We start from the raw sequence: 22182 nt of genomic DNA on the forward strand, positions 1-22182 counted from the left end.
TTCCTCCGATGCCAGACAGAAGTCTCAAGCGAAAATCACTTGCAATCACGTTATCAGTTCTCACAGTATTGTCGATAGTCGCCGGCGGCACCGCCGGCGCGTTCGTGACCACACAGGGGACGGCACCGACCACGTATCAGGTGTCCGCAGACACCACGCCGCTGTACCAAGCGAACGCGGGCGGGGGCTTCACTGCCTCGAACGGTGACCAGTGGGATCCGCTGACGGACTATCTGGTCGCAGGAGGCGATGAGACGTCTTCACACGGCCAGCCGAGTTCGATAGATAGCTCGGTCCCCAGCGGGACCCCAAGTCAGATTTGGGAGACAGAGCGCTGGGACCCGGACTCCGGGGACGAGATGCAGTACGAGTTCTCGGTGCAACAGGGAGAGCAGGTCGAAGTTCGCCTGTACTTCTACGACGGCTACTCCGGGACGAGTTCCGTCGGCGACCGGGTGTTCGACATCAGCGTCGAGGACCAGACGGTCGAGAACTTCGACATCATCGAAGAGTACGGCGACGACACCGGCGCGATGAAGTCCTTCACGGTCACCAGTGACGGGACCATCGACGTCGACTTCGCACACGTCACGGAGAACCCGCAAATCAACGCCATCGAAATCGTCTCGACGGAGCCCGCACCTGGCGAACTGAGTGCCACTCCGTCCTCGGTGGACTACGGTGACGTCGTGGTCGGCGACTCGGCGACGGAGACCGTCACCTTGACGAACCAGGGTGATACCGGTGACCAGACCATCTCGGTCGACAGCGTCGACATCACCGGCGCGAACGCGACCGCGTTCAGTCAGGACTTCTCCGGGAGCACGACACTCGCTCCCGGGGAGTCGACGACGGTCAACGTGACCTTCGCTCCGTCGAGCACTGGCACCAAGAGCGCCTCGCTGGAGGCCACCCACAACGCGACGAACACGACCTCGCCGCTGACGGTCGGTCTCAGCGGGAACGGCCAGAGCACGGCGACGGTCGGGTTCGGTGCGAAAGACACGGTCACCTCGCAGGTGAGCAGTCCGACGTCGATAGAGTTCGGCCCGGACGGCCGGCTCTACGTGTCCCAGCGGTTCGGGGCCATCAAGATATTCAACGTCACCAGAACCGGCGAGGACAGTTACGATGCGACCCTCGAAGAGGAGCTGACGACTGTCAAGACCCTCCCCAACCACGACGACCAGGGCAATTACCAGTCCGGCGTCGACAGTCGCGAGGTCACTGGGCTGACCGTGACGGGAACGGCAGACCAGCCGGTCATCTACGTCACGTCCAGCGACCCACGCGTCGGCGGTGGCGGCGGTGGGGACGAGACCGGACTCGACACGAACTCCGGTGTCGTGTCGCGACTGACCCAGCAGAGCGACGGGAGCTGGGAGCACGACATGATGGTGCGCGGACTGCCGCGCTCGGAGGAGAACCACGCCACCAACGGCGTCCAGTACTACACCCAGAACGGCAACGAGTACCTCCTACTGGCACAGGGCGGCCACACCAATCAGGGTGCCCCGTCGAACAACTTCGCGTACACCCCTGAGTACGCGCTCTCGGCGGCCATCCTGCAGATCAACCTCACCCAGATAAACAACCAGTACGCGGAGAAGAGCGCGGCCAACACCGACGCCGAATATCTCTACGACCTGCCGACGCTGAACGGCACGGCGACGCCCTTCGGTGGGCAGGACGGCGAGAACATGGCAAAACTCGTCCAGGGAGGCCCGGTCAGCGTCTACTCGCCGGGGTACCGGAACCCCTACGACGTCGAACGGACCGTCGACGGACAGGTCTACACGATAGACAACGGACCGAACGGTGGCTGGGGCGGAGTCCCGATTGGTGAAGGGACTGACCCGGTCTGTACCAACGAACCCAACGAGAACGGGGACGAGAGCAACGGCGACAACCTCCACTACGTCACCGAGGGGTTCTACGGCGGGCACCCGAACCCGACGCGAGCAAACCCCGACGGTGCCGGACTGTGGGAGGAGACTTCCAGCGACCCACAGCAGATAGGGAGTACCGCTGGCGCCGTCTACGACGGCTACGACGGCTCCAACGAGTGTGACTACCAACCCTCTGCAGAGGGCGACGGTGCGCTCTGGGAGAACGGTGCCTCGACCAACGGGATGGACGAGTACACCGCGTCGAACTTCGACGGCAAGATGCAGGGCGACCTGTTGACGGCCGCCTTCGACGGGAACGTCTACCGGATTCAGCTGACCTCGGACGGCACCGACATCTCGACCGAGCCGAACGCGCAGTTCTCGCCGGGTAACACCCCGCTCGACGTGGACGCCGTGGGCGACGACGGACCCTTCCCGGGGACCATCTTCGTCGCGGAGTTCGGCGGTGCCATCAGCGCCTACGAACCGAACGACTACAACACGTCCGACGACGGTGGCACGACCTGTACGGGCGACGACGACCCGACCATCGACGAAGACGGTGACGGGTACGACAACGCGGACGAACTGGACGCCGGGAGCGACCCGTGTTCGGCCAGTTCGACGCCGCCGGACTACGACGACGACGGGACGTCCAACGTCAACGACCCCGACGACGACAACGACGGCATCGACGACGTGAACGACGAGTTCGCCGTCGACCCCGACAACGGCCTCACCACGACGCTCCCCGTCGAGCGCACGTTCGTCCGCGCGTCGGTCAACGACAGCCTCGAAGGCGTCGGGTTCACGGGCCTGATGATTCCCGAGGACGGCAGTACGGACTATCAGGACCTCTATATCCCCGAAGACACCATCTTCGGCGGCGCGAACCCGGCCCTGACCGTCGAAGCGGTCAAGACCGGTGACGCGACCAACAACGACCAGCAGCACGCCTACCAGTTCGGCGTCAACCCGCCCGAAGAGGAGTTCGTCGTCGACACGACGGTGACCGGATTCACCGACGACCCGGACCAGTACGAGGCGGCGGGTATCTTCATCGGAACCGGTGACCAGGACAACTACCGCAAGCTAACGGTCAACGGCTTCGGCGGTGGGACGAGCGGTGAGTACGGCGTCCAGTTGTTCGGCGAGACTAGCGGAACGAACCTCGACGTCGCCAACCCGAACGTCTCCGACGAGTTCACTGGACCGGGGACGACGACGCGACTCGAACTCGTCGTCGACCCGACGACGGACCCGAACCCCGGCAACTCCGTCGACGAAGTCAACGTCACCGGCTACTACACCATCGACGACGGGCCGCGGACGATGGTCGGAACGACCGCCATGCCCGCGGAGTGGCTCAACACGTCCGACGGTAACGGCCTCGCGGTGGGCGTCATCTCGACGTCCTACCAGGGCGACGAACAGTTCTCGGTCACGTGGAACGACCTGAACGTGACGTCGACGGCCGAGGACACCAACTCGTCTCCGATCGCCGACGCCGGCGACGACCAGACGGTCGAGGAGAACACGACGGTCACCCTCGACGCGACCGGTTCGAGCGACCCGGACGGCGACCAACTCGGCTACTCGTGGACGCAACTGGCCGGTCCCGACGTCCAGTTCGACGTCCAGGACACCGCCACGCCCTCGTTCACCGCACCGGAGGTCGACAGCGAGACGACGCTGACCTTCGAGGTGAACGTCTCTGATGGCGAGGCGTCCGACACCGACGTGGTCAACGTGACCGTGCAGGACACTACGGCTGGAGACGTCGTTCTGGCCGTCAACGCGGGCGGGAGCAACTACACCGCCAGCGACGGCACGGAGTACCTCGCCAGTTCGGAGACGAGCGTGTTCACCGGCGGGACCGACTTCTCGACCTCCAACGAGATAACGAACACCGACGACGATCCGCTGTACCAGACGGAACTGTACGGCGGTGGGAGCAGCAGCGGTGCCCCAGCGGCGCCGAACATCTCGGCACCGGTCCAGGACGGCACCTACGAGGTGACCCTGAAGTTCGCCGAACTGTTCCAGGAGTCCGAGGACGCTCGCATCTTCGACGTCTACCTCGAGGGCGAGCAAGTCCTGAACGACTACGACATCTTCGCTGAGGCCGGACAGTACAACGCGACCGACAAAACCTACACAGTCGTCGTCACCGACGGCGAACTGAACGTCGACTTCGTCGCAGAGGTCGACAACGCGAAGATTGGCGCAGTGAAGGTCGTGCGGGTCGGCGACGTGCCGCCCTCCGCGACCAGTGCCGACCTGACCGTCACCGAGAACGGTGGCGTCGACGCGAGCACCTACTCCGGCGGGTCGTTCAGCGTCACGAACACCGGCGAGGAGAACCTCTCCTCGGTCCAGATAGACCTGAGCGAGAGCGCCATCCCCGACGCGGTGTTCGACCCCAACGGCACCGCCGGTGACACGACCTCGAAGGGCGTCGCCATCGACAGCGAGTCCGGTGACGGCGTCGGCGTCGTCACCACGGACAGCAGCGAGGTGTTCAGCCAGCCGCACAACGGCGTCGACGACGAGGAAGGCTACGACGTGCTGACGCTGGAGTTCACCGACTTCGAGCCAGGCGAGACGGTGACGTTCTCGACGGATATCGACCCGACGACCATCAAGGGCGCCTCCACGACCGGCGGCGCCGGGTCGGTCTCCGGTCTCGAACTCTCGGGCTCCGCGGTCACGGTCACTTCGAGTAGCGCCACGGTCTCGAACGACCTCTACACCGACGGCTCCGCAGGCGGATCGCAAGCCAACGTCAACAGCGGGGCCTCTGCCGCACCCACGCTCGGTGTCGAGGGGGTCACGCTCGGCGCGACCGACTTCCCGGCCCACGAGGCCGCGACGGTCAGCGACCAGCAGCAGAACCTCACCGTGAGCGGCCCCGCGGGCGCGACCGTGAACCTGCTCACTATCGAGGCGAGCGAACCACCGTCGGACGGCTACGACATCGACGCCTACGAGGCCGACAACGCCGAAGTCGTCAGCAACCAGACGGTCACGCTCGACTCCAACGGCCAGGCTACGGTCCCGGTCACGCTCGACACGACGAACCTGAACTACTACCAGGCGGCCGTGCAGGACGGACCTGCCTCGAACGGCGCCGTCTCGCAGACGGTGGCGCTGGAGTACGAGGAAGCCGCAGTCGCCGGCAACACCAGCGCCAGCGTGGCGCTGACGCCGAACAGCGGCATCGAGGCGAGCACCTACGGCGCCGGATCGTATCAGGTCACCAACACCGGTGACACGAACATCACGACGCTCCGTGTGGACCTGAACGACACGGTCCTCCCGGACATGGTGTTCGACCCGTTCAACACCGCCGGCGACGACGTCGGCAAGGAGTTCACCCTCGACAGCGGCGACGTCACCGTCGAGAACGTCGAGTACGCGAACTTCCACAACGGAGAGAACAACAGCGCGGGCTACGACAGTCTGGTCGTCACGCTCTCGGGCTTCGAACCGAGCGAGACGATGACGTTCTCGGTCGACAACGACCCGACGAGCATCAGTAGCACGGACCTCGGCTCCCAGGCCGCGGGTCCGGTCTCCGGACTGGAGCTGTCCGGCGGTACCGTCTCGGTCGGTGCAGAGTCGACCGGGATGTACGAGGCGACGCTGGTCGGTGACGGCAGCGCTGGCGGATCGGAAGCGACGGTGTTGAACGACACCGACGAGACCAAACCGGCCATCGGCGTCGATAACGTCTCGCTGTCCCCGATTGCGATGTCCGACCGGCACTCCGCCGCGACGGTCACCGACGCGAACCAGACGGTGACCATCGCGGGTGCGCCTGCGAACGCGGACGTAACCCTGCTCCGCATCGAGGGCGAACTGAACCTCTCGAATGTCCCCGACCCGTACGAAATCGAAGACTACGAGGCCAACAAGGCGGTCGACGTCCAGTACTACTCGGCGACGACCGACTCGACTGGCGCGGCCACGGTGGACGTCTCCCTGACGAACTCCACCGATGAGGGCGGTCTGAACTACTTCGTCGCACACGTCGAGGAACCGAACGGCGACACGGGGCCGACCTCAGACTACGTCGTGCTCGAACTCTCCGAGGCGCAGGCCAACACCGCGCCGACGATAGACAGCATCACCGACAAGGGCGTCGCCGAAGGTGAGTCGCTCACCGTCGACGTGCCGGCTTCGGACGCCGACGGCGACGCGCTCGACCTCTCGGTCAGTGGCGCGCCGTTCGCGAGCGTCGACGACCAGAACGGTACGGTCGTCATCGCACCCGGCGCCGACACGGTCGGCACCTACGACCTGACGGTGACCGCCGACGACGGCAACGACACGGCGAGCGAGTCGTTCGCGGTGTACGTCGACGAACCCGACCAGGACGGCACGGTCGTGTTCGCGGTCAACGCCGGCGGCGGGTCCTACACCGCCACGGACGGCACGACCTATCAAGCCGACACGAACTTCACCAGCGGGTCGACGTACAGCACGACTCAGGACATCGGTGACACCGAGGACGACACGCTGTACCAGACCGAACGGTACGGCGACCCGTTCAGCTACACCGTCGGCGTCGAGAACGGCACCTACGAGGTCACCCTGCAGTTCGCCGAGATCTTCCAGGGCGTCGCTGACACCGACTCGCCGGACTCCTCCGGACCGACCGACGGCACCAACGAGAACGACCGGTTGTTCAACGCCACCGTCGAGGGTGACCAGAAACTGACGGCCTACGACATCTACTCCGAGGTCGGGCCGCTGAACGCGACGTCGAAGACGTACACCGTCGAGGTGACCGACGGCGAACTCACCGTCGAGTTCGACGCCATCAACGACAACGCGAAGCTCAGCGCCATGACCATCGAGCAGATCGACGAAGGTCCCGGCCCCATCGGCGACTTCGAGAACGCGCCGACCGACCCGGACGGCGACGGCAAGTACGAGGACGTCAACGGCGACGGCGCGGTGAACGTCGGTGACGCGCAGGCGCTGTTCGCGAACACCAACGACCCCGAGGTGCAGGACAACCCCGACGCGTTCGACTTCAACGACGACGGGTCGGTGAACGTCGGCGACGCGCAGGCGCTGTTCGCCAACGGACTGGAGGCCTGATCAGCCTCGGCTCCACCCAGACCCGGCACCACTCCAGAGGCAGACCGTCTCCGCCGGGTCGGCATCCCACACGCACCACGAAATCACGCATCGACTCCGGAACGAAACGACGCGAAAACCGACACAATGACATCAAGCGGACTCACGAATCCATCGCGGTCACAGGTCCTCAGCCTGCTGCTAGCGGCCTTCGTCGTCCTCGGGACGACTGCCGGCCTCGCTAGCGCGGCGACGACGACGGACCTGACGGTATCGATTACAGACAGCGACAACACGATTGCCCCGGACGAGACCACCACCGTCCAGATAGGTGTCGCGAACGCCGACGGCGGCGTCGGTGCCGCGGAACTCGGCGTCGAACTGAGTGACCCCGGCGTCGCGACTATCACCGACGTGACGGTCCTGCACACACCGGGCAGTACAGACAACAACATCACCGGTGGCGGGGCGGCGGCGGACGTCAAGTACGCCTTCGCCGACAGCCCCGACACCGGCGCGGTCACCATGGTCGAGGTGACGCTGCAGGGCGCAGCGGAAGGCTCGACGAACGTGAACGTCGTCCCGAATAGTGAGACCGGCAACCTCGTCGTCTTCGACGAGAACGGGGCCGGCTACACGCTGGACACGGTCGGGAGTGCGACGCTGACCGTCGAAGAGGTCAACACCCCACCGACCGCGGACGCGGGCGTCGACCAGACGGTCACCGCGGGCGACAGCGTCACGCTCGACGGCACCAACTCGGTCGACCCCGACGGAACCCTGAACTACTCGTGGACGGAGACGACCAGTAGCGGGGTCACGCTGAGCGGCGCGGACACGGCCACGCCGACGTTCACCGCGCCAGACGTCGACAGCGAGACGACGCTGACCTTCGAACTGACCGTCACCGACGACGACGGCGCGTCCGACTCGGACCTCGTGAACGTCACCGTCCAGCCGCCGGAAGCCGCGAACTTCCAGGTGTCGAACCTGCAGGCGCCCGCCACCGCGACGCAAGGCGACGTCGTCAACGTCTCGGCCGACGTCACCAACGAGGGCGGGCAGTCTGCGACCAAGACCGTCGAGTTCCGACTCGACACCGACGGTGACGACTCGATAGCCGACGAGAGCGCCGTCGCATCGCAGGACGTGCAGCTAGACGCCGACGCCTCGACGACCGTGGAGTTCGACGTGGACACCGCCGGCATCGCCGCTGGGACCTACACTCACGGGGTCGTCACGCCCGACGACAGCGCGACCGCTCAGATAACCATCGAGGAGCCGTCTGAACCGGCGAAGGAGACGACGGTGAGCCTCCAGCCGACTGACCAGACGACTGCTGTCGGTCTCGGCACGACGTACGACGTGGTCGTGGACAACGCCGACGGCGGCGTCGGTGCCGCCGAACTGCGCGTCGCCATCGACGACACGAGCACCGCCGAGATTACCGGTGCAGACGTCGCGGACGACGGCGCGACCGAGGAGATAGAGGTCGCCGCCGACGGGTCGTGGGTCGACGTCGAGTACGCCTTCGCCGACACTGCCGACACTGGCAGCGTCACCGTCGCGACGGTCACCGTCCAAGGCGTCGACGCGGGTACCGCCAACCTCTCGGTCGAACCGACCGACGACAACACCGAAGTACTGGTCTTCGACGAAGAAGGGCAGGGCTACGACGTGACCGGTACGAACGGGGCAACCCTCGACGTGGAGGCGGTGCAGTTCCTCGTCAGCGACCTCAGCGCACCCGACAAAGCAGCCGTCGGGAGCACTGTCACGGTCACGGCGAACGTCACCAACGACGGGAGCGTCGAGAGCACTCAGCCGGTCGAGTTCCGCATCGATGCGGACGGCGACGGTGACATGGAGACTATCGTGACCAAACAGGAGACGATAGCCGCCGGGGCCACGGACGAGGTGACGTTCACCATCTCCGTGCCCAGTGACGCCGAACTCGGCCCGCGCCAGCACGGCGTGTTCACCGCCGCAGACAGTTCGACGGCCGAGATAGAGTTCACGCCACCGGACGTCAACGGCGACGGACTGCTCCCCGGTGACCCGGACGACGACGGCCTCTACGAGGACGTCAACGGCGACGGCAGCACGAACGTCGGCGACGCACAGGCGCTGTTCAGCAACCGCGACTCCACCGCAGTGCAGGACTACGCCTCGTCCTACGACTTCAACGGCGACGGCGTGGTCAACGTCGGGGACGCGCAGGCCCTGTTCAGCGAGGTGACCGCGTAAGATGTCCCTCGGCCACCTCACTCTCGACCGACGCGGACGACGTGGGCTCGTCGCCCTCGTCGCGCTGTTGTTGGTCGTCCCCGCCGCGGCCCCGTTGGCGGCGGCCGCCGGGGCTACCACGGTAAGCATCGCTCCCGCCGAGTCGAGCGTCGACGTCGGCCAGAGCACCACCTACGAGGTCGTCGTGGACGACGCGCAGGGTGGAGTCGGCGCCGGAGAGTTCAGTGTGGTGGTCGACGACAGCGTCGCGACGATTACCGACGTCGAGGTACTCGGCTCCGGCGCGACCAGCGTCGACGTCGCGGCCGACGGGTCGTCCGCCGACGTCGAGTACGCGTTCCGCGACACGGCCGACACCGGAAGCGTCACCGTCGTCGAAGTGACGGTGCAGGGCGTCAGCGACGGCAGTACCTCGGTCGGTCTCGCGCCGTCGGCGGGCAACGACGGAGTGCTGGTCTTCGACGAGGACGGCACCGGCTACGACGTCACCGGGACGAACGACGCCACGCTGACCGTCGTCGGTGACCAGCCGGAACCCGACCCGGCGAGCTTCGAGGTGTCGAACCTCGACGCGCCCGACAGCGCGACGCAGGGCGACGCCATCGACGTCTCGGCCGACGTCGAGAACACGGGCGGGGAAGCCGCCACGAAGGCCGTCGAGTTCCGCGTCGACACCGACGGCGACGGTTCGATAGCCGACGAGAGCGCCGTCGCCACGCAGGACGTGCAGTTGGACGCCGGGGCCTCGACCACCGTCGAGTTCACCGACGTCGATACGAGTGGGCTCCCGACTGAGACGCTCACCCACGGCGTCGCTACAGCCGACGACGCCGCGATGGCAGAGATAACCATCGAGGAGGCACCGGAACCGACCCCCGAGACGGCGGTGAGCCTCCAGCCCGCGGACCAGACGGTCACGACCGGGCAGGCAGTCACCTACGACGTGGTCGTGGAGAGCGCCGACGGCGGCGTCGGTGCCGCCGAGTTCGCCGTGACTGTCGACGACACGAGCGTCGCCACCATCACGAGTGCAACGGTCCTCGGGGCGGGGAACTCCGAAGTCAGCGTCGCCGACGACGGGTCGTTGGTCGACGTCGAGTACGCGTTCCGCGACACGGCCGACACCGGTAGCGTCACGATAGCCGAAGTGACCGTGCAGGGCGAGAGCGCCGGGATCGCCGGGCTCAGCCTCGCGCCTTCCGACGGCAACGACGGGGTGCTGGTCTTCGACGAGGACGGCACCGGCTACGACGTGACTGGCACGGACGGGGCGTCCGTGAGTGTCGAAGCGCCGCCGGAACCCGCGACCTTCGAGGTGTCGAACCTGAGCCCGACCGACGTGACGGTCACGCAGGGCGAGGCCATCGACGTCTCCGCGACAGTCGAGAACACGGGCGAACAGGCCGCCACGCAGACCGTCGAGTTCCGCGTCGACGGGGCGACGGTGGCGAGTCAGGACGTGACGCTCGACGCCGGTGCGTCGACGACCGTGACCTTCGAGGACGTCGACACCAGCGGCCTCGAACCCGGGACGTACACCCACGGGGTGTTCACCGATGACGATTCCGCGACGGCGACGCTCACCGTCGAAGACGCGAGTCTGCCGCCGATAGGCGACTTCGCGAACGCGCCGGCCGACCCCGACGGTGACGGCCTCTACGAGGACGTCAACGGTGACGGCGTGGTCGACGTGGTCGACGTGCAGGCGTTGTTCGCCAACCTCGAGGAGGCGACCATCCAAGACAACCCCGAGAACTTCGACTTCAACGGCGACGGTACCGTCGACGTGGTCGACGTGCAGAAACTGTTCACGGAGGTGAGCTAGCGTGCGGGTGACGGGTATCCCCGCAGTACTGGAGACGAAAAGCGCCGTCGTCCTCGTCGTGGCGGCGCTCGTCGCAACGGTCGGCATCGGCGGCGCCGCGGTCGGCGTCGGTCCCGCCGGTGGGCTACAAATCCCGTCGGCACAACAGCAGGAGCGGCCGGGGACGGCGGTGAGTCTCCAGCCCAGCAGCGGCACCGTCGAGGCAGGCGACACGACGACGTACGACGTGGTGGTCGACAACGCCGCGGGCGGCGTCGGCGCCTACGAGTTCACGGTCAGCGTGGGCGACCCGAGCGTCGCCTCGATAACGGACGTCGCCGTCGGCGGCGACCCGGCCGCACAGACGACCGACGTCGCTATCGCCGGTGACGGCTCGTCGGCCGAGGTCAAAGCCGCGCTGGCGGACACGTCCGATAGTGGGAGTGTGACCATCGCGACGGTCACCGTCCGCGGTGACGCCGCGGGGACCAGCGACCTCGGACTGAGCGTCGACGCGCTGGGTACCGAAGCCGGCGAATCATACACCGTGACGGAGACGAGCGGTGCGTCGGTGACCGTCGAGGCACCCCCGGAACCCGAACCTGAGCCGGACCCGGCGAGCTTCGAGGTGTCGAACCTCGACGCGCCCGACAGCGCGACGCAGGGCGACGCCATCGACGTCTCGGCGGCCGTCACCAACGAGGGCGGTGAAGAGGCCACCCAGACCGTCGAGTTCCGTCTGGACCTCGACGGCGACGGGAGTCTGGAGGCCGGTGAGGCACTGACCTCACAGGAGGTGACGCTCGCCAGCGGTGCGAGTACGACCGTCACGTTCAGCGGCCTCGACACGAGCGGTCTCGACGCCGAGGAGTACGACCACGGCGTGTTCACCGACGACGACTCCGCGACGGCGACGATAGCCATCGAGGAACCGACGGAGTCGGCACCCGAGACGAGCGTGCAACTGGAGCCGGGTAGCGCGACGGCGGACGTCGGCGAGTCGACGACCTACGACGTGGTCGTGGACGGCGCGGACGGTGGCGTCGGCGCCTACGAGTTCACGGTCAGCGTGGCCGACGAGAACGTCGCCGGAGTAACGGCGGCCAGCCCACAGGGGAACCCGTCCGCACAGACGACGGACGTCTCCGTCGCGAACGACGGATCGTCCGTCGAGGTGATGGCCGCGTTGGCGGACACCTCGGACAGCGGGAGCGTCACCATCGCCACGGTGACGGTCGATAGCCGTGGCGTCGGGACCAGCGACCTCGGACTGAGCGTCGACGCGCTCGGTACCGAAGCCGGCGAGTCTTACACGGTGACGGAGACGACCGGCGCGTCGATTACCGTCGAAGCGCCGCCGGACCCAGACCCCGACCCCGAACCGGACCCTGACCCAGACCCCGAACCTGAGCCGGACCCTGCGAGCTTCGAGGTGTCGAACCTCGACGCGCCCGACAGCGCGACGCAGGGCGACACCATCGACGTGGCAGCGGACGTCACCAACGACGGTGACGAAGAGGACACGCAGGACGTCGAGTTCCGTCTGGACCTCGACGGCGACGGCACGCTCCAGTCCGACGAGACACTCGCCTCGCAAGAACTGGCACTGGACGGCGGCGAATCTGAGACCGTCACGTTCGAGGGAGTGGACACCACCGGTCTCGAGGTCGACGACTACGAGCACGGTATCTTCACCGACGACGACTCCGCGACGGCGACCATCGCTATCGAGGCATCCGACGAGCCTTCGCCGGACTTGGAGACTGCAGTCCAGTTGGCCCCGAGCAGTGCGACTGTCGAGGCCGGCGACACGACGACCTACGACGTTGTCGTCGAGAGCACCGATGGCGGAGTCGGTGCCTACGACTTCAGCGTCAGCCTCGGGGACGCTGACGTCGCCTCGATAACCGACGTGAGCGTCGAAGGCGACCCATCCTCGGAGACGACCGAGGTCTCAATCGACGACGAGAGGGCCGACGTGGAGGCCGCACTGGCGGACACGTCCGACAGCGGACGCGTGACCATCGCGACGGTCACCGTCCGCGGCGACGGCGCTGGGTCCAGCGACGTCGAACTGAGCGTCGAGGCACTGGGGACCGAAGACGGTGACTCCTACACTGTAACCGATACGGACGGCGCGTCGATTACCGTGCAATCGTCCGAGGACGAGGAGACCGTCTTCTATCAGGTCGACTTCGTGGAAGGCGAACCGCTGGAGAACCTCGGTCCGGAGGACAGCGACAACTTCTACAGCGACCAGGAACGGCTCATCCAGTACCTTCACGGAAGCTCGGAGGACCCCGTGACGCGACGTGGTAGCCCTGATACGCTGAACGAAACGACCAATAACTGTATCGAAGCCGAGAACATCGTCGTCGACGACGGAACGGCGTCAATCACGTTCACCGTCGCTGACGACTGCAGTCACGAGCTCTCGTTGGTGAGCTACTCGAAACCGCAGGCAGAGTGGAGTCGGGAAATCGCCGACGAACAAGTGCTCGTCGATTCGTCCACTGATACGTTCGGCCCGGGCACCCACACAATCACTGTCGAGTTGCCCGAAGAGTGACTGCCGTCTCACCCGCTTGAAACGGGTCGAGAACGGTACCGCTTGCATTTTTACAAGCGGAATAGGAGAATGCCCCGGGGCTTGACCCCGAGGCGATTCACGTCGACTCTTCCACAGGAGTTGTCTCGGCCTGCACCTCTCGGTTCTGCATCCGCTCGGAAATCCGGCCAGCGAATGTCGCGACCCGAATCAGGTGGTCGAGAACATAAAACACGAGTAGCTCGTAGAAGCCGACTGGACCGTCGGACTCGGCCTGTACCTCCTGTGCCGAATCGCGCAGCTGCGAGGGAGATACTGTCGGCAAGAGGTGTTTGGGATGCCAGAGCGGCCGACGGTCGAACAGTTCTGGATGGTGTCGCTCCCGTTGATGGAGTCCCCGGCCGATTCGGAAGTACTTGCTCAGTAGCTCACGGGTCGACCGTGTCGGGTGGTACATCGTCACCGACGGCTCGTACTGTTGGTCGAACCCCGCTGCGTGGACGCGTTTGCCGAACTCGGCGTCACCCGAAGAACAGAGTCGGTCGTCGAACGTCCCGACTGTCTCGAATACTTCCCGACGAACAGCGAGACAACAGGTCGGTGCAAAGTCGTTCTCTGTCAGGTACCGTTCGACCGGAAACTCGGCGAACTGATTGTACGCGTCGACCACCGAGTTCGACGGGGAACCGACCAGTTCGACCTCGAATCCAACGTAGTCCTTGTCTTCGCCCATCGTCTCGACGACTGACTCCACCCACGACCGTTCGACAGTCATGTCCGCGTCGACGAATGCGACGATGTCTCCGGTCGCCCGGGAGATTCCCGCGTTCCGTGCGGCGTACGAGCCTTGTACTTCGTCTTCGACGACGAGTGTGACGAGGTCTGGTGCTGCTGTTTCGAACTCCCGAACGACGGTCGGAGTCTCGTCTGGGGACCCATTGTCGACGACGAGCACCTCGTACGTCGACGGTGAGGCAGTCTGGCGCGTTACGGATTCGAGCGTTCGTCGAATTCCACTCGGGTCCTCGTACACCGGAATCACGACCGAAACGTCGGCACTGTGTGACGGCTCACGAGGCATCGTCGATAGGGTAGTCCACCGACGGAACTCGCTATAGTATTTACAGGCTTCTTTGGGAGGGTATCCACGCTCACGGCTCGTAGACGTACGATAACTATTCCAGCGCGGTCAGAAGGGGACCCGTGTTTCGAAAGGTGGCGTCGGCGGTTCGCCGATTAGTCAGGTTGTTTCGGCCGGGGAGCTCACTCCTCGGCCAGGCCGCCACCGGTGGACTCTGGCTTGGCTTGCTCAACGTTCTCGACCGTCTCGTCAGGATGGGAACGCTCGTCGTCCTTGCGGGCATTCTGTCGCCAAACGCATTCGGGGTTGTCGGACTCGCGATGCTGAGTCTGTCTGTTCTTCGACGGTGTTCGAAACTCGGGCTCGACGATGCGCTCGTCCAACACGAACAGGAAGACGTCGACGGATACCTCGACACCACGTGGGTCTTGAAGAGTATGCGGGGGCTGGGACTGGCGGTCACCGCTGTAGCTATCGCGCCTCTGGTCGCGACAGGGGTCGGAAATCCGACTTTAGAGCCAGTTATACGCGCTTTAGCGGTGGTTCCACTGGTTACAGGTCTCCGCAATCCGGGTGTGGTCTATTTCACGAAACAACTGGAGTTCCACCGTGAGTTCGTCTACGAGCTTTCTGGGACAGTCGTTCATACGCTCACTGCTCTCGGAGTCGCCATCTCGTTCGGTACGCTCTGGGCTTTGGTCTGGGCCCTCGTCGCGAGTTCCATCTCGCAGACAATCGTTTCGTATCTCGTTCACCCGTACCGGCCGGCACTCCGATTCGACCGCACCGCGGCCAGCGAACTACTCGGATACGGGAAGTGGATCTTCGGTTCCGGCATCCTCGTCTTCCTGCTCAATCGAGTCGACGACGCGCTCGTCGGGCTGACACTCGGGACGACGGCGCTGGGCCTCTATCAGATGGCGTTCCGGTTTTCGAACGCGCCGGCGACGGAGATTACGCACGTCGTTTCCAGAGTGACGTTCCCCTCTTTCTCGAAGGCACAAACTGATGTGCAGAGACTCCGGGAGGGATTCTTCGGCACTGTCCAATTCGTGTCGTACATTGCCGTGCCGATGGCGACGGGGATAGTGCTCGTCACACCCGTCTTCGTCGATGCGTTTCTCACCCCCGCTTGGACGGATATGGTACTGACCATGCAACTTCTCGCAGTCTGGGGGGCCTTCCGGGCTATCGTCTCAACACTGGGGCCGCTCTTCCGAGCAATCGGCCGTCCGGAATACAGTACCGTGCTCCAATTTTCTCGCTTACTCATTCTACTCGTGTGTCTCTATCCCGCCGCGACTACTTGGGGCACGGCCGGCGTTGCAGTTGCGCTCCTCGTAAGCGGTGTGTTGCAGAATCCTGTCGCGCTCTTCGTTGCTATCCGTGCAGTCGATGGCAACGTTCGGGACTTCCTCCGGGTGCTATCTGTCCCGCTGATCAGCAGTGGTCTTATGGGAACGGTGGTTTTGACGTCCAGAGGGACGTTCTCTTCGATTTCACCTTCCTTCAGGTTCTTCCTGCTCGTACTGATCGGCGTTGGTTCCTACGGAACGCTCCTACTTCTCGGGGACCGGTTCTTCGGGGTCGGTCCCAAAGACGAGCTTGTGAGACTGGTCACTGCGCTTCGGGAGTAGCTGTGAGTCCGTTTCGAGAGCAGGTCTCACTTCGGCGAGTTGCGAATAGACAAGTCGGCACACAGCCGATTGAACGACCGTTTGAAGAACCGTGTGACCTTGAGTCCCCAATCACCGCCCAGGGCTATCAGGAGAAACAGGTACGAGCGGAGGTACGCTGGTCGATAGCGCAGGATTAGCAGCGAGTGATGGATCGCGTCCCTGTAGTACCCGTTCGCGAGCGCAGAGGTCGCCACGAGTTGATGGACGCCCGCCAGGAAGTGGCGTTCCTGTGACGGTCGATTCGCTGCGACCGTCGAACGATGTTTCTCCAGTAAAAGCGGACATCCGACATCGCGTCTGGTCTCGTAATCGTCCGATATCTGCCTGTGCTCCGCAATACGGCGAACGGTCAATGGCTCGGGGACAGACTCGTAGGAGAACTGTGTCGCTAACCGGAAGTAGAACTCGCGATCTTGGAGGCAGGGGAACCGCTCGTCTAGAGTCCCCACTGCGTCGAAAACGTCCGACCGAACTAACAGCGCAGAGAACTGGCCGAACGTCCCACTCCGGGTGAGTTGTGTCAAGAAATCGCCCGGTGGGAGCGGCCGTGTGATGTTTGTCACCTGTCCTTCGCCGTTGACGGTTTGCTGGCCAGAAAATACCGCTGCAACGTCGTCGTCGGCGGCCCTCAGCGCCGATACTTGGCGCTCGATTTTTGTCGGGAGCCAGAAATCGTCGTCGTCCAGAAACGCCACGAACTCTCCACTCGCTACCTCGATGCCCGTATTTCGTGCCGCGTTCCCACCACGGTTTCGGTCGTGTCTGATAATCGTAACGTCTGTTAGTTCACCGACTTCGACGTCGTCGAGCAGTTCTTCTGCTGGTGTCGGTGAGCCATCGTCCACCACTAACAATTCGATGGGGTCGTAGGTCTGCGCAACGACGCTCTCTACGGCTTCGACGAGCAATCGGTTCCGGTCGTACGTTGGAACGACGACGCTCACCAGCCCTGGTTCCGACACGCCCATGCTCTCCAGTCGACGAGGGGTTGGCAGATAGTTTTGTTAGTCGCGCTATAACCTGCCCAGAGTAGTCCGACGGATACGGACGGGTCCCAGTTCGTCGCCGGTTTCCGACTGAGCTTCGACGTCGACGGCTGTCTTGAAACCGACGGGGTGCTGACCGAGACCGGCGCTTCAGACGTAGGAGGTGATGCGTGCCTGTGCGGCCTCGTCGGGATTCGGAACGAGGTCGTAACGTTCGAGCATCGATTCGGCGCCCTCTTGGTCGTACTTCAGCCCCTCGAAGACGAGTTCGGGCGACACTTCGAGGGTGTGGATGTAGGACCGGCCGCCGGCGCGCCCGAGGTTCCGCTCGTCGCGTTCGAGCAGGCCGTACAGACGGATGGAGTCGAGGAAGTCGTTCACGCGGCGTTTCGACCGCGGTTCGTAGCCACAGACCTCACAGATGTTCTCGTACACCTGATAGATGTTCTTCGCCCGAGGTGAGGCCTCGTCGTCGATGTTGAGGAACGTCGTCGCCAGCAGTGCGAGTTTCATCTGGGAGGTGAGTTGCTCGCGGACGATGGTGAGGACGCGCTGTTCCTCGACGCGACCGCCGGCCTCTTCCACGTGGTCCTTGGTCACTTTCTCGGCGTCCTGCTTGCGCGCGATGTTGCCGGCCGTCTCCAGCAAGTCGAGCGCCTCTCGGGCGTCACCCTGCTCCTGTGCGGCGCGGGCCGCACACAGCTCGATGACCCCCTCGTCGACGGTTCCGTCACGGAACACGAGGCTAGCGTAGTGGTCCAGAATCTCGGTCAGTTCGTTGGCGTCGTACGGCGAGAAGAATATCTCGTACTCACAGAGTGTACTCTTGACCCGGGGGTCCAGCGAGTCTTTGAACATGTGGTTGTTGGAGATACCGATGACGCCGACGCGCGTGTTCTCCAGCGACCCCATCTTGCGGGCACGCGGGAACTCGTAGAGGAGTTTGTCGTTGTCCGCGCCGAGCATGTCTATCTCGTCCAGTACGACGACCACGTCGCCGTCCAACTGGTCGAGTTCGTCGTACAGCGTCGACCAGAGGAACCCCTTCGTCGGTCCCTGTTCGGGCACCTTGTCGTCTGGCGGCCGGAGTTGGTTGATGAGGGAGATGAGGACGTTGAAGATGCTGTCGTCCCGGTTGCAGTTGACCTCCAGAATCGTCAGGGGGATGCCGTGTTCGTCCGTCTCGTCGCGGAGGAACTCGGTCATCTTCTTCGTGACCACCGTCTTTCCGTTCCCCGTCTGGCCGTAGATGAAGACGTTGTTGGGACCGAACCCCTCGATGACGTCCTGTAGGGCTTCCGAGTAGCGGCTGATTTCCTCGTCGCGGCAGAGGATGGTCTCCGGAGTGTAATCTTCGTCGAGTGGCCGCTTGTCGGCGAAGATTTTGCCGGGTTCGTCGAACGGCGAATCCATCTTGTCCGGTGACTCGCAGAGGTGGGTTATAAATATACATAGTTCGAGTGTTTCGAGTGTTTCGAGTGTTTCTCTTGTTCTGCTGTGAGCCAGAGAGGGCGACACCCCATTTCCAGTGTAAAACCCCCTTACAGGACTTGTAGGTCTCCTTCCCGACCCTCTCGTCTCGGTACAGGGCGGTACGGACGCCGTCCCCCCGTTTCGAGTGTTCTTCTCTTCCGCGTCGTGCGGTTTTCCACGGCACGAGGTCGGTTTTGGAGCGGAATCGGCACGACCGAGACCGCCCACGGGCATCGTTGCCCCCCGTTTCGAGTGTTCTTTCGACGAGACCATCGCCCACACACACCCCCCGTTTCGAGTGTTCTTCCGCGACAGAAGTGTCGTCACAGGTTCGGGGACCGTTAGTGAGGCGATGCAGTCCTGTGCACTGTCGTATAGCTAGTACAGAACCTGTGCAGCGGTCGAATGTGTCGAAACCGTTGAATTCGACTCTATTACTATACATAACGATTTCGTCTAGCTAGTGTTAGTAGTAGTTATACAGCTCTGTACTCCCCGATAAACACTCGAAACGGGGTGTCCCAGTGACCACCTTCATATACATACGGCTGTTCTCGGTTCGTCTCTTTCACCCACCGGGCATCTCACAAGAACACTCGAAACGGGGGGTGTGTGGGATGCCCGACGACGACTCATCGAGCACCCCGGTCGTCTCGTTCGGTGGCCCCATCTCGGCTCTGTCGATGTCGAGTCCACTCTGCGAGCGCTAACCAACATCTCTCCGAAAACTGCTGCTGTTGGTTAGTGACCTGAGACGACACCGGCCCGCTGACGAACTTGTCCAAGCTGGTTTTGATAGTTTGTACAACTGAATCGGTTCGGCTGGAACGCTTCCTCGGCGAACCGCAGGTACGCCGGCCAAAACGGCATCACCGATTCGTCTAGCTTGTATAGTTTGTACAGTTTGTACGGCTCGTAGCTGCCGCGGGTTCACCTCCCTACCACGGGAAAGGTCGCCCCGGAGAAGGCCAGACGCTCTCGGGGTCAAGCGAAGACGAGAGCGCGAAGCGCGGCGGCAGCGGCCGACGTGCCGACCATCACGCCGGCCCCGAATCCTCCGATTCGTGCCATCGCTCGACGGGAGTCGGTCTCAGACCAGTCGCTCCCGGTCCCCATGTACCTCTGCATGTTCTCGATACCCGGGCCTGCGAATATCGACCCGGACCAGCCGAGGAGTCCGAACCCGAGCGCGAGCGCACCGAGTGCGAACGCCGTTGACTCCGCAGCGAGAACGTCGTTCGAGAGGACCGCACCGCCGGCCGTCGCCAACACTCCTACGAAGAGGCCGACGAGGATGGCCGACCCCACCACGACGGCACGGGGACGGAGCCACGCCGAGACGGTGGGCTCACCGCTGCCCGCAGGCATCAATCGACGGCTTCCCGCATCCGCGGGTCGAGTGCGTCTCGCATCCCGTCTCCGAGTAGGTTGAACCCCAGCACGGTAATCGCGAGGAACAGGCCCGGGAAGAACGAGAGCCACCACTGGCCGGTCAACAACCCGTTGTCGACGCCGCGGGCGAGCATCAGTCCCCACGACGGCGTCCCTGCCTGCGCCCCGAACCCGAGGAACGAGAGGGCCGCGAGGTCGATGATGGCCAGTCCGAAGTTCAACGTCGACTGGACGGTGATGGGTGCGAGCGTGTTCGGTAGGATGTGACGGGCGAGGATTCGAGGGTCCGTCGCGCCGAGGGCGATAGTGGCGTCGACGTACTCGTCTTCGAGCACCTTCAGGGCCGCCCCGCGGACGACGCGAGCGAACCGCGGCGTGTACACCAACGTCAGCGCGGTCACCGCACGCCAGAGGCCCAACTCACGCGGGAAGATGGCGACGAGAGCGAGCGCCAGTAGTAGCGGCGGGAACGCCAGCAACACGTCCATCGTCCGCATGATGACGTTGTCCGTGACGTCGCCGTAGTACGCGGCGAGGATACCGAGTCCCACGCCCGCCGTCGTCGAGATGCCGACGGTGATGGTACCGAACTTCAGCGCCAGCCACGCGCCGTAGAGACAGCGCTTGAAGATGTCTCGTGCGGAGGCGTCCGTCCCGAACAGTTGCTCCGTCGCCGGCGCGGGTCCGAGCCAGCCCGGCGGCGCTCGGTCGACTATCTCCGTCCCGAGGCGGGAACTCGTGAGCGCGCCCAAATCGTAGGTCACCCGTGCGTAGACGGCGACGAGCGCCATCCCCAAGATGATAGTGAGGCCGACGACGGCCAGTCGGTTCGCGAGGAGGTCCGCGAGGAACGGTGAGGCGCGGACTCGTGCGACGAAGCCGCGGGACTCTGTTTCGGTGCTCATTGTTGAATCCGTGGGTCGAGGTAGCTGTAGGTGATGTCGACGCCGAGGTTGACGAGGGTGAACAGGAGGGCGAAGGTCAACACCGTCCCTTGGACCACCGGATAGTCAGAGACGCCGATGGCCGTGACGATGGTGAGGCCCATCCCGTTGATGCCGAACACCGTCTCGGTGAGGACGGCCCCCCCCAGTAGCGTCCCGAACTGGATGCCGATGACGGTCACGACGGGGATGAGCGCGTTCCTGAAGCCGTGTTTCATCAGGGTAATCTTCGAGCCCTGTCCCTTCGCGCGCGCGGTCCGTATGTAGTCCTGTCTGACGACTTCGAGCATCGACGAGCGCATCATTCGGGAGATGAGCGCCGTCGAGTAGATACCGATGACCAGCGCCGGGAGCGTGAGGTGGTGGACCGCTGAGAGGAAGGCGTCGACGTTCCCGAGCAGCAGGGTGTCGACGGTAATCATCCCCGTCAGCGGTAGCTCCCGACCCATGAACGTCCACGTGTTCGGGAGGAACAACGTGGAGGCGATGCGACCGCTCGTCGGGAACAGGTCGAGATACGTCGAGAACAGGAGGATGAGTAGCGGTCCGGACCAGAAGATGGGCACCGAGATACCGGTCAGCGCTCCGATTCGCGTGAGGTGGTCGGTCAGCGAGTCCTGCTTGACGGCCGAGACGATGCCGAGTGGGAGACCGAACAGGATGCCCATCACCTGCCCGTACAGGGCCAGTTCGAGAGTCACCGGGAGACGGTCGGCGATGACGCTCCGGACGGTGCTGCCCTGACTGATGGTGTAGGAATCGCCGAAGTCGAAGCGGGCGGCGTCCGTGATGAAGTCGATGTACTGCACCCACAGGGGGCGATTCAGCCCCAACGCCTGTCGTATCTGCCGAACCTGCTCGGCGGACGCTCGCTGGCCGGCCATGATTCTGGCTGGGTCGCCCGGTGCGAGGTGCAAGATACCGAAGACGACTGTCGCCACGCCGAACAGGACCGGAACGAGCAACAGGAGTCGTTTGACGACGAACCGTTTCGAGACCATTCGATGGAAGTGGAAAGCGCGTGATGGTAAATGTTAGCACTGAACCGGCC

At 64.2% G+C, this 22182-nt stretch carries 11 protein-coding genes; 5 read left to right on the forward strand and 6 right to left on the reverse strand.

What is annotated here, in order from left to right; genetic code table 11:
- The first annotated feature begins 8 nt into the window (after positions 1 to 8).
- The 4 genes from Hhyl6_RS19385 to Hhyl6_RS19400 all read left to right on the forward strand — a co-directional run bounded on the left by Hhyl6_RS19385 (position 9) and on the right by Hhyl6_RS19400 (position 13597).
- Positions 9 to 6998, forward strand: coding sequence for a malectin domain-containing carbohydrate-binding protein (locus Hhyl6_RS19385; protein ID WP_483740898.1), 6990 nt, complete (start codon positions 9 to 11; stop codon positions 6996 to 6998).
- 126 nt (positions 6999 to 7124) lie between these two features.
- On the forward strand, positions 7125 to 9224 hold the full coding sequence (locus Hhyl6_RS19390) for a PKD domain-containing protein (RefSeq protein WP_483740899.1): 2100 nt from the start codon (positions 7125 to 7127) through the stop codon (positions 9222 to 9224).
- A gap of 1 nt (position 9225) precedes the next feature.
- Entirely contained in the window at positions 9226 to 11049 is a 1824-nt protein-coding gene (locus tag Hhyl6_RS19395) for a CARDB domain-containing protein (RefSeq protein ID WP_483740900.1), read from the forward strand.
- 1 nt (position 11050) lies between these two features.
- Complete coding sequence (locus Hhyl6_RS19400) at positions 11051 to 13597, forward strand: hypothetical protein (protein ID WP_483740901.1); 2547 nt, start codon at positions 11051 to 11053, stop codon at positions 13595 to 13597.
- Positions 13598 to 13694: 97 nt separating this feature from the next.
- On the opposite strand, the gene Hhyl6_RS19405 is transcribed toward Hhyl6_RS19400, so the two are convergent.
- Positions 13695 to 14657, reverse strand: coding sequence for a glycosyltransferase family 2 protein (locus tag Hhyl6_RS19405; protein ID WP_483740902.1), 963 nt, complete (start codon positions 14655 to 14657; stop codon positions 13695 to 13697).
- A gap of 134 nt (positions 14658 to 14791) precedes the next feature.
- On the opposite strand from Hhyl6_RS19405, the gene Hhyl6_RS19410 reads away from it, so the two are divergent.
- Positions 14792 to 16294, forward strand: coding sequence for a lipopolysaccharide biosynthesis protein (locus Hhyl6_RS19410; RefSeq protein WP_483741156.1), 1503 nt, complete (start codon positions 14792 to 14794; stop codon positions 16292 to 16294).
- 26 nt (positions 16295 to 16320) lie between these two features.
- Here Hhyl6_RS19410 and Hhyl6_RS19415 read toward each other — a convergent pair whose 3' ends face one another.
- The 5 genes from Hhyl6_RS19415 to Hhyl6_RS19435 all read right to left on the reverse strand — a co-directional run bounded on the left by Hhyl6_RS19415 (position 16321) and on the right by Hhyl6_RS19435 (position 22132).
- The gene (locus Hhyl6_RS19415) at positions 16321 to 17304 is read right to left on the reverse strand and encodes a glycosyltransferase family 2 protein (RefSeq protein WP_483740903.1); all 984 of its coding nucleotides are present in this window, start codon (positions 17302 to 17304) and stop codon (positions 16321 to 16323) included.
- A gap of 168 nt (positions 17305 to 17472) precedes the next feature.
- On the reverse strand, positions 17473 to 18735 hold the full coding sequence (locus Hhyl6_RS19420; protein WP_483740904.1) for a Cdc6/Cdc18 family protein: 1263 nt from the start codon (positions 18733 to 18735) through the stop codon (positions 17473 to 17475).
- Positions 18736 to 19779: 1044 nt separating this feature from the next.
- Entirely contained in the window at positions 19780 to 20163 is a 384-nt protein-coding gene (locus tag Hhyl6_RS19425; protein ID WP_483740905.1) for a DUF7268 family protein, read from the reverse strand.
- The gene (locus Hhyl6_RS19430; RefSeq protein ID WP_483740906.1) at positions 20163 to 21092 is read right to left on the reverse strand and encodes an ABC transporter permease; all 930 of its coding nucleotides are present in this window, start codon (positions 21090 to 21092) and stop codon (positions 20163 to 20165) included. Before Hhyl6_RS19430 ends, Hhyl6_RS19425 begins: the two co-directional genes overlap by 1 nt.
- Entirely contained in the window at positions 21089 to 22132 is a 1044-nt protein-coding gene (locus Hhyl6_RS19435; protein WP_483740907.1) for an ABC transporter permease, read from the reverse strand. Before Hhyl6_RS19435 ends, Hhyl6_RS19430 begins: the two co-directional genes overlap by 4 nt.
- Between the last annotated feature and the right edge of the window lie 50 nt (positions 22133 to 22182).

It is taken from the genome of Haloarcula sp. H-hyl6 (assembly GCF_056934455.1).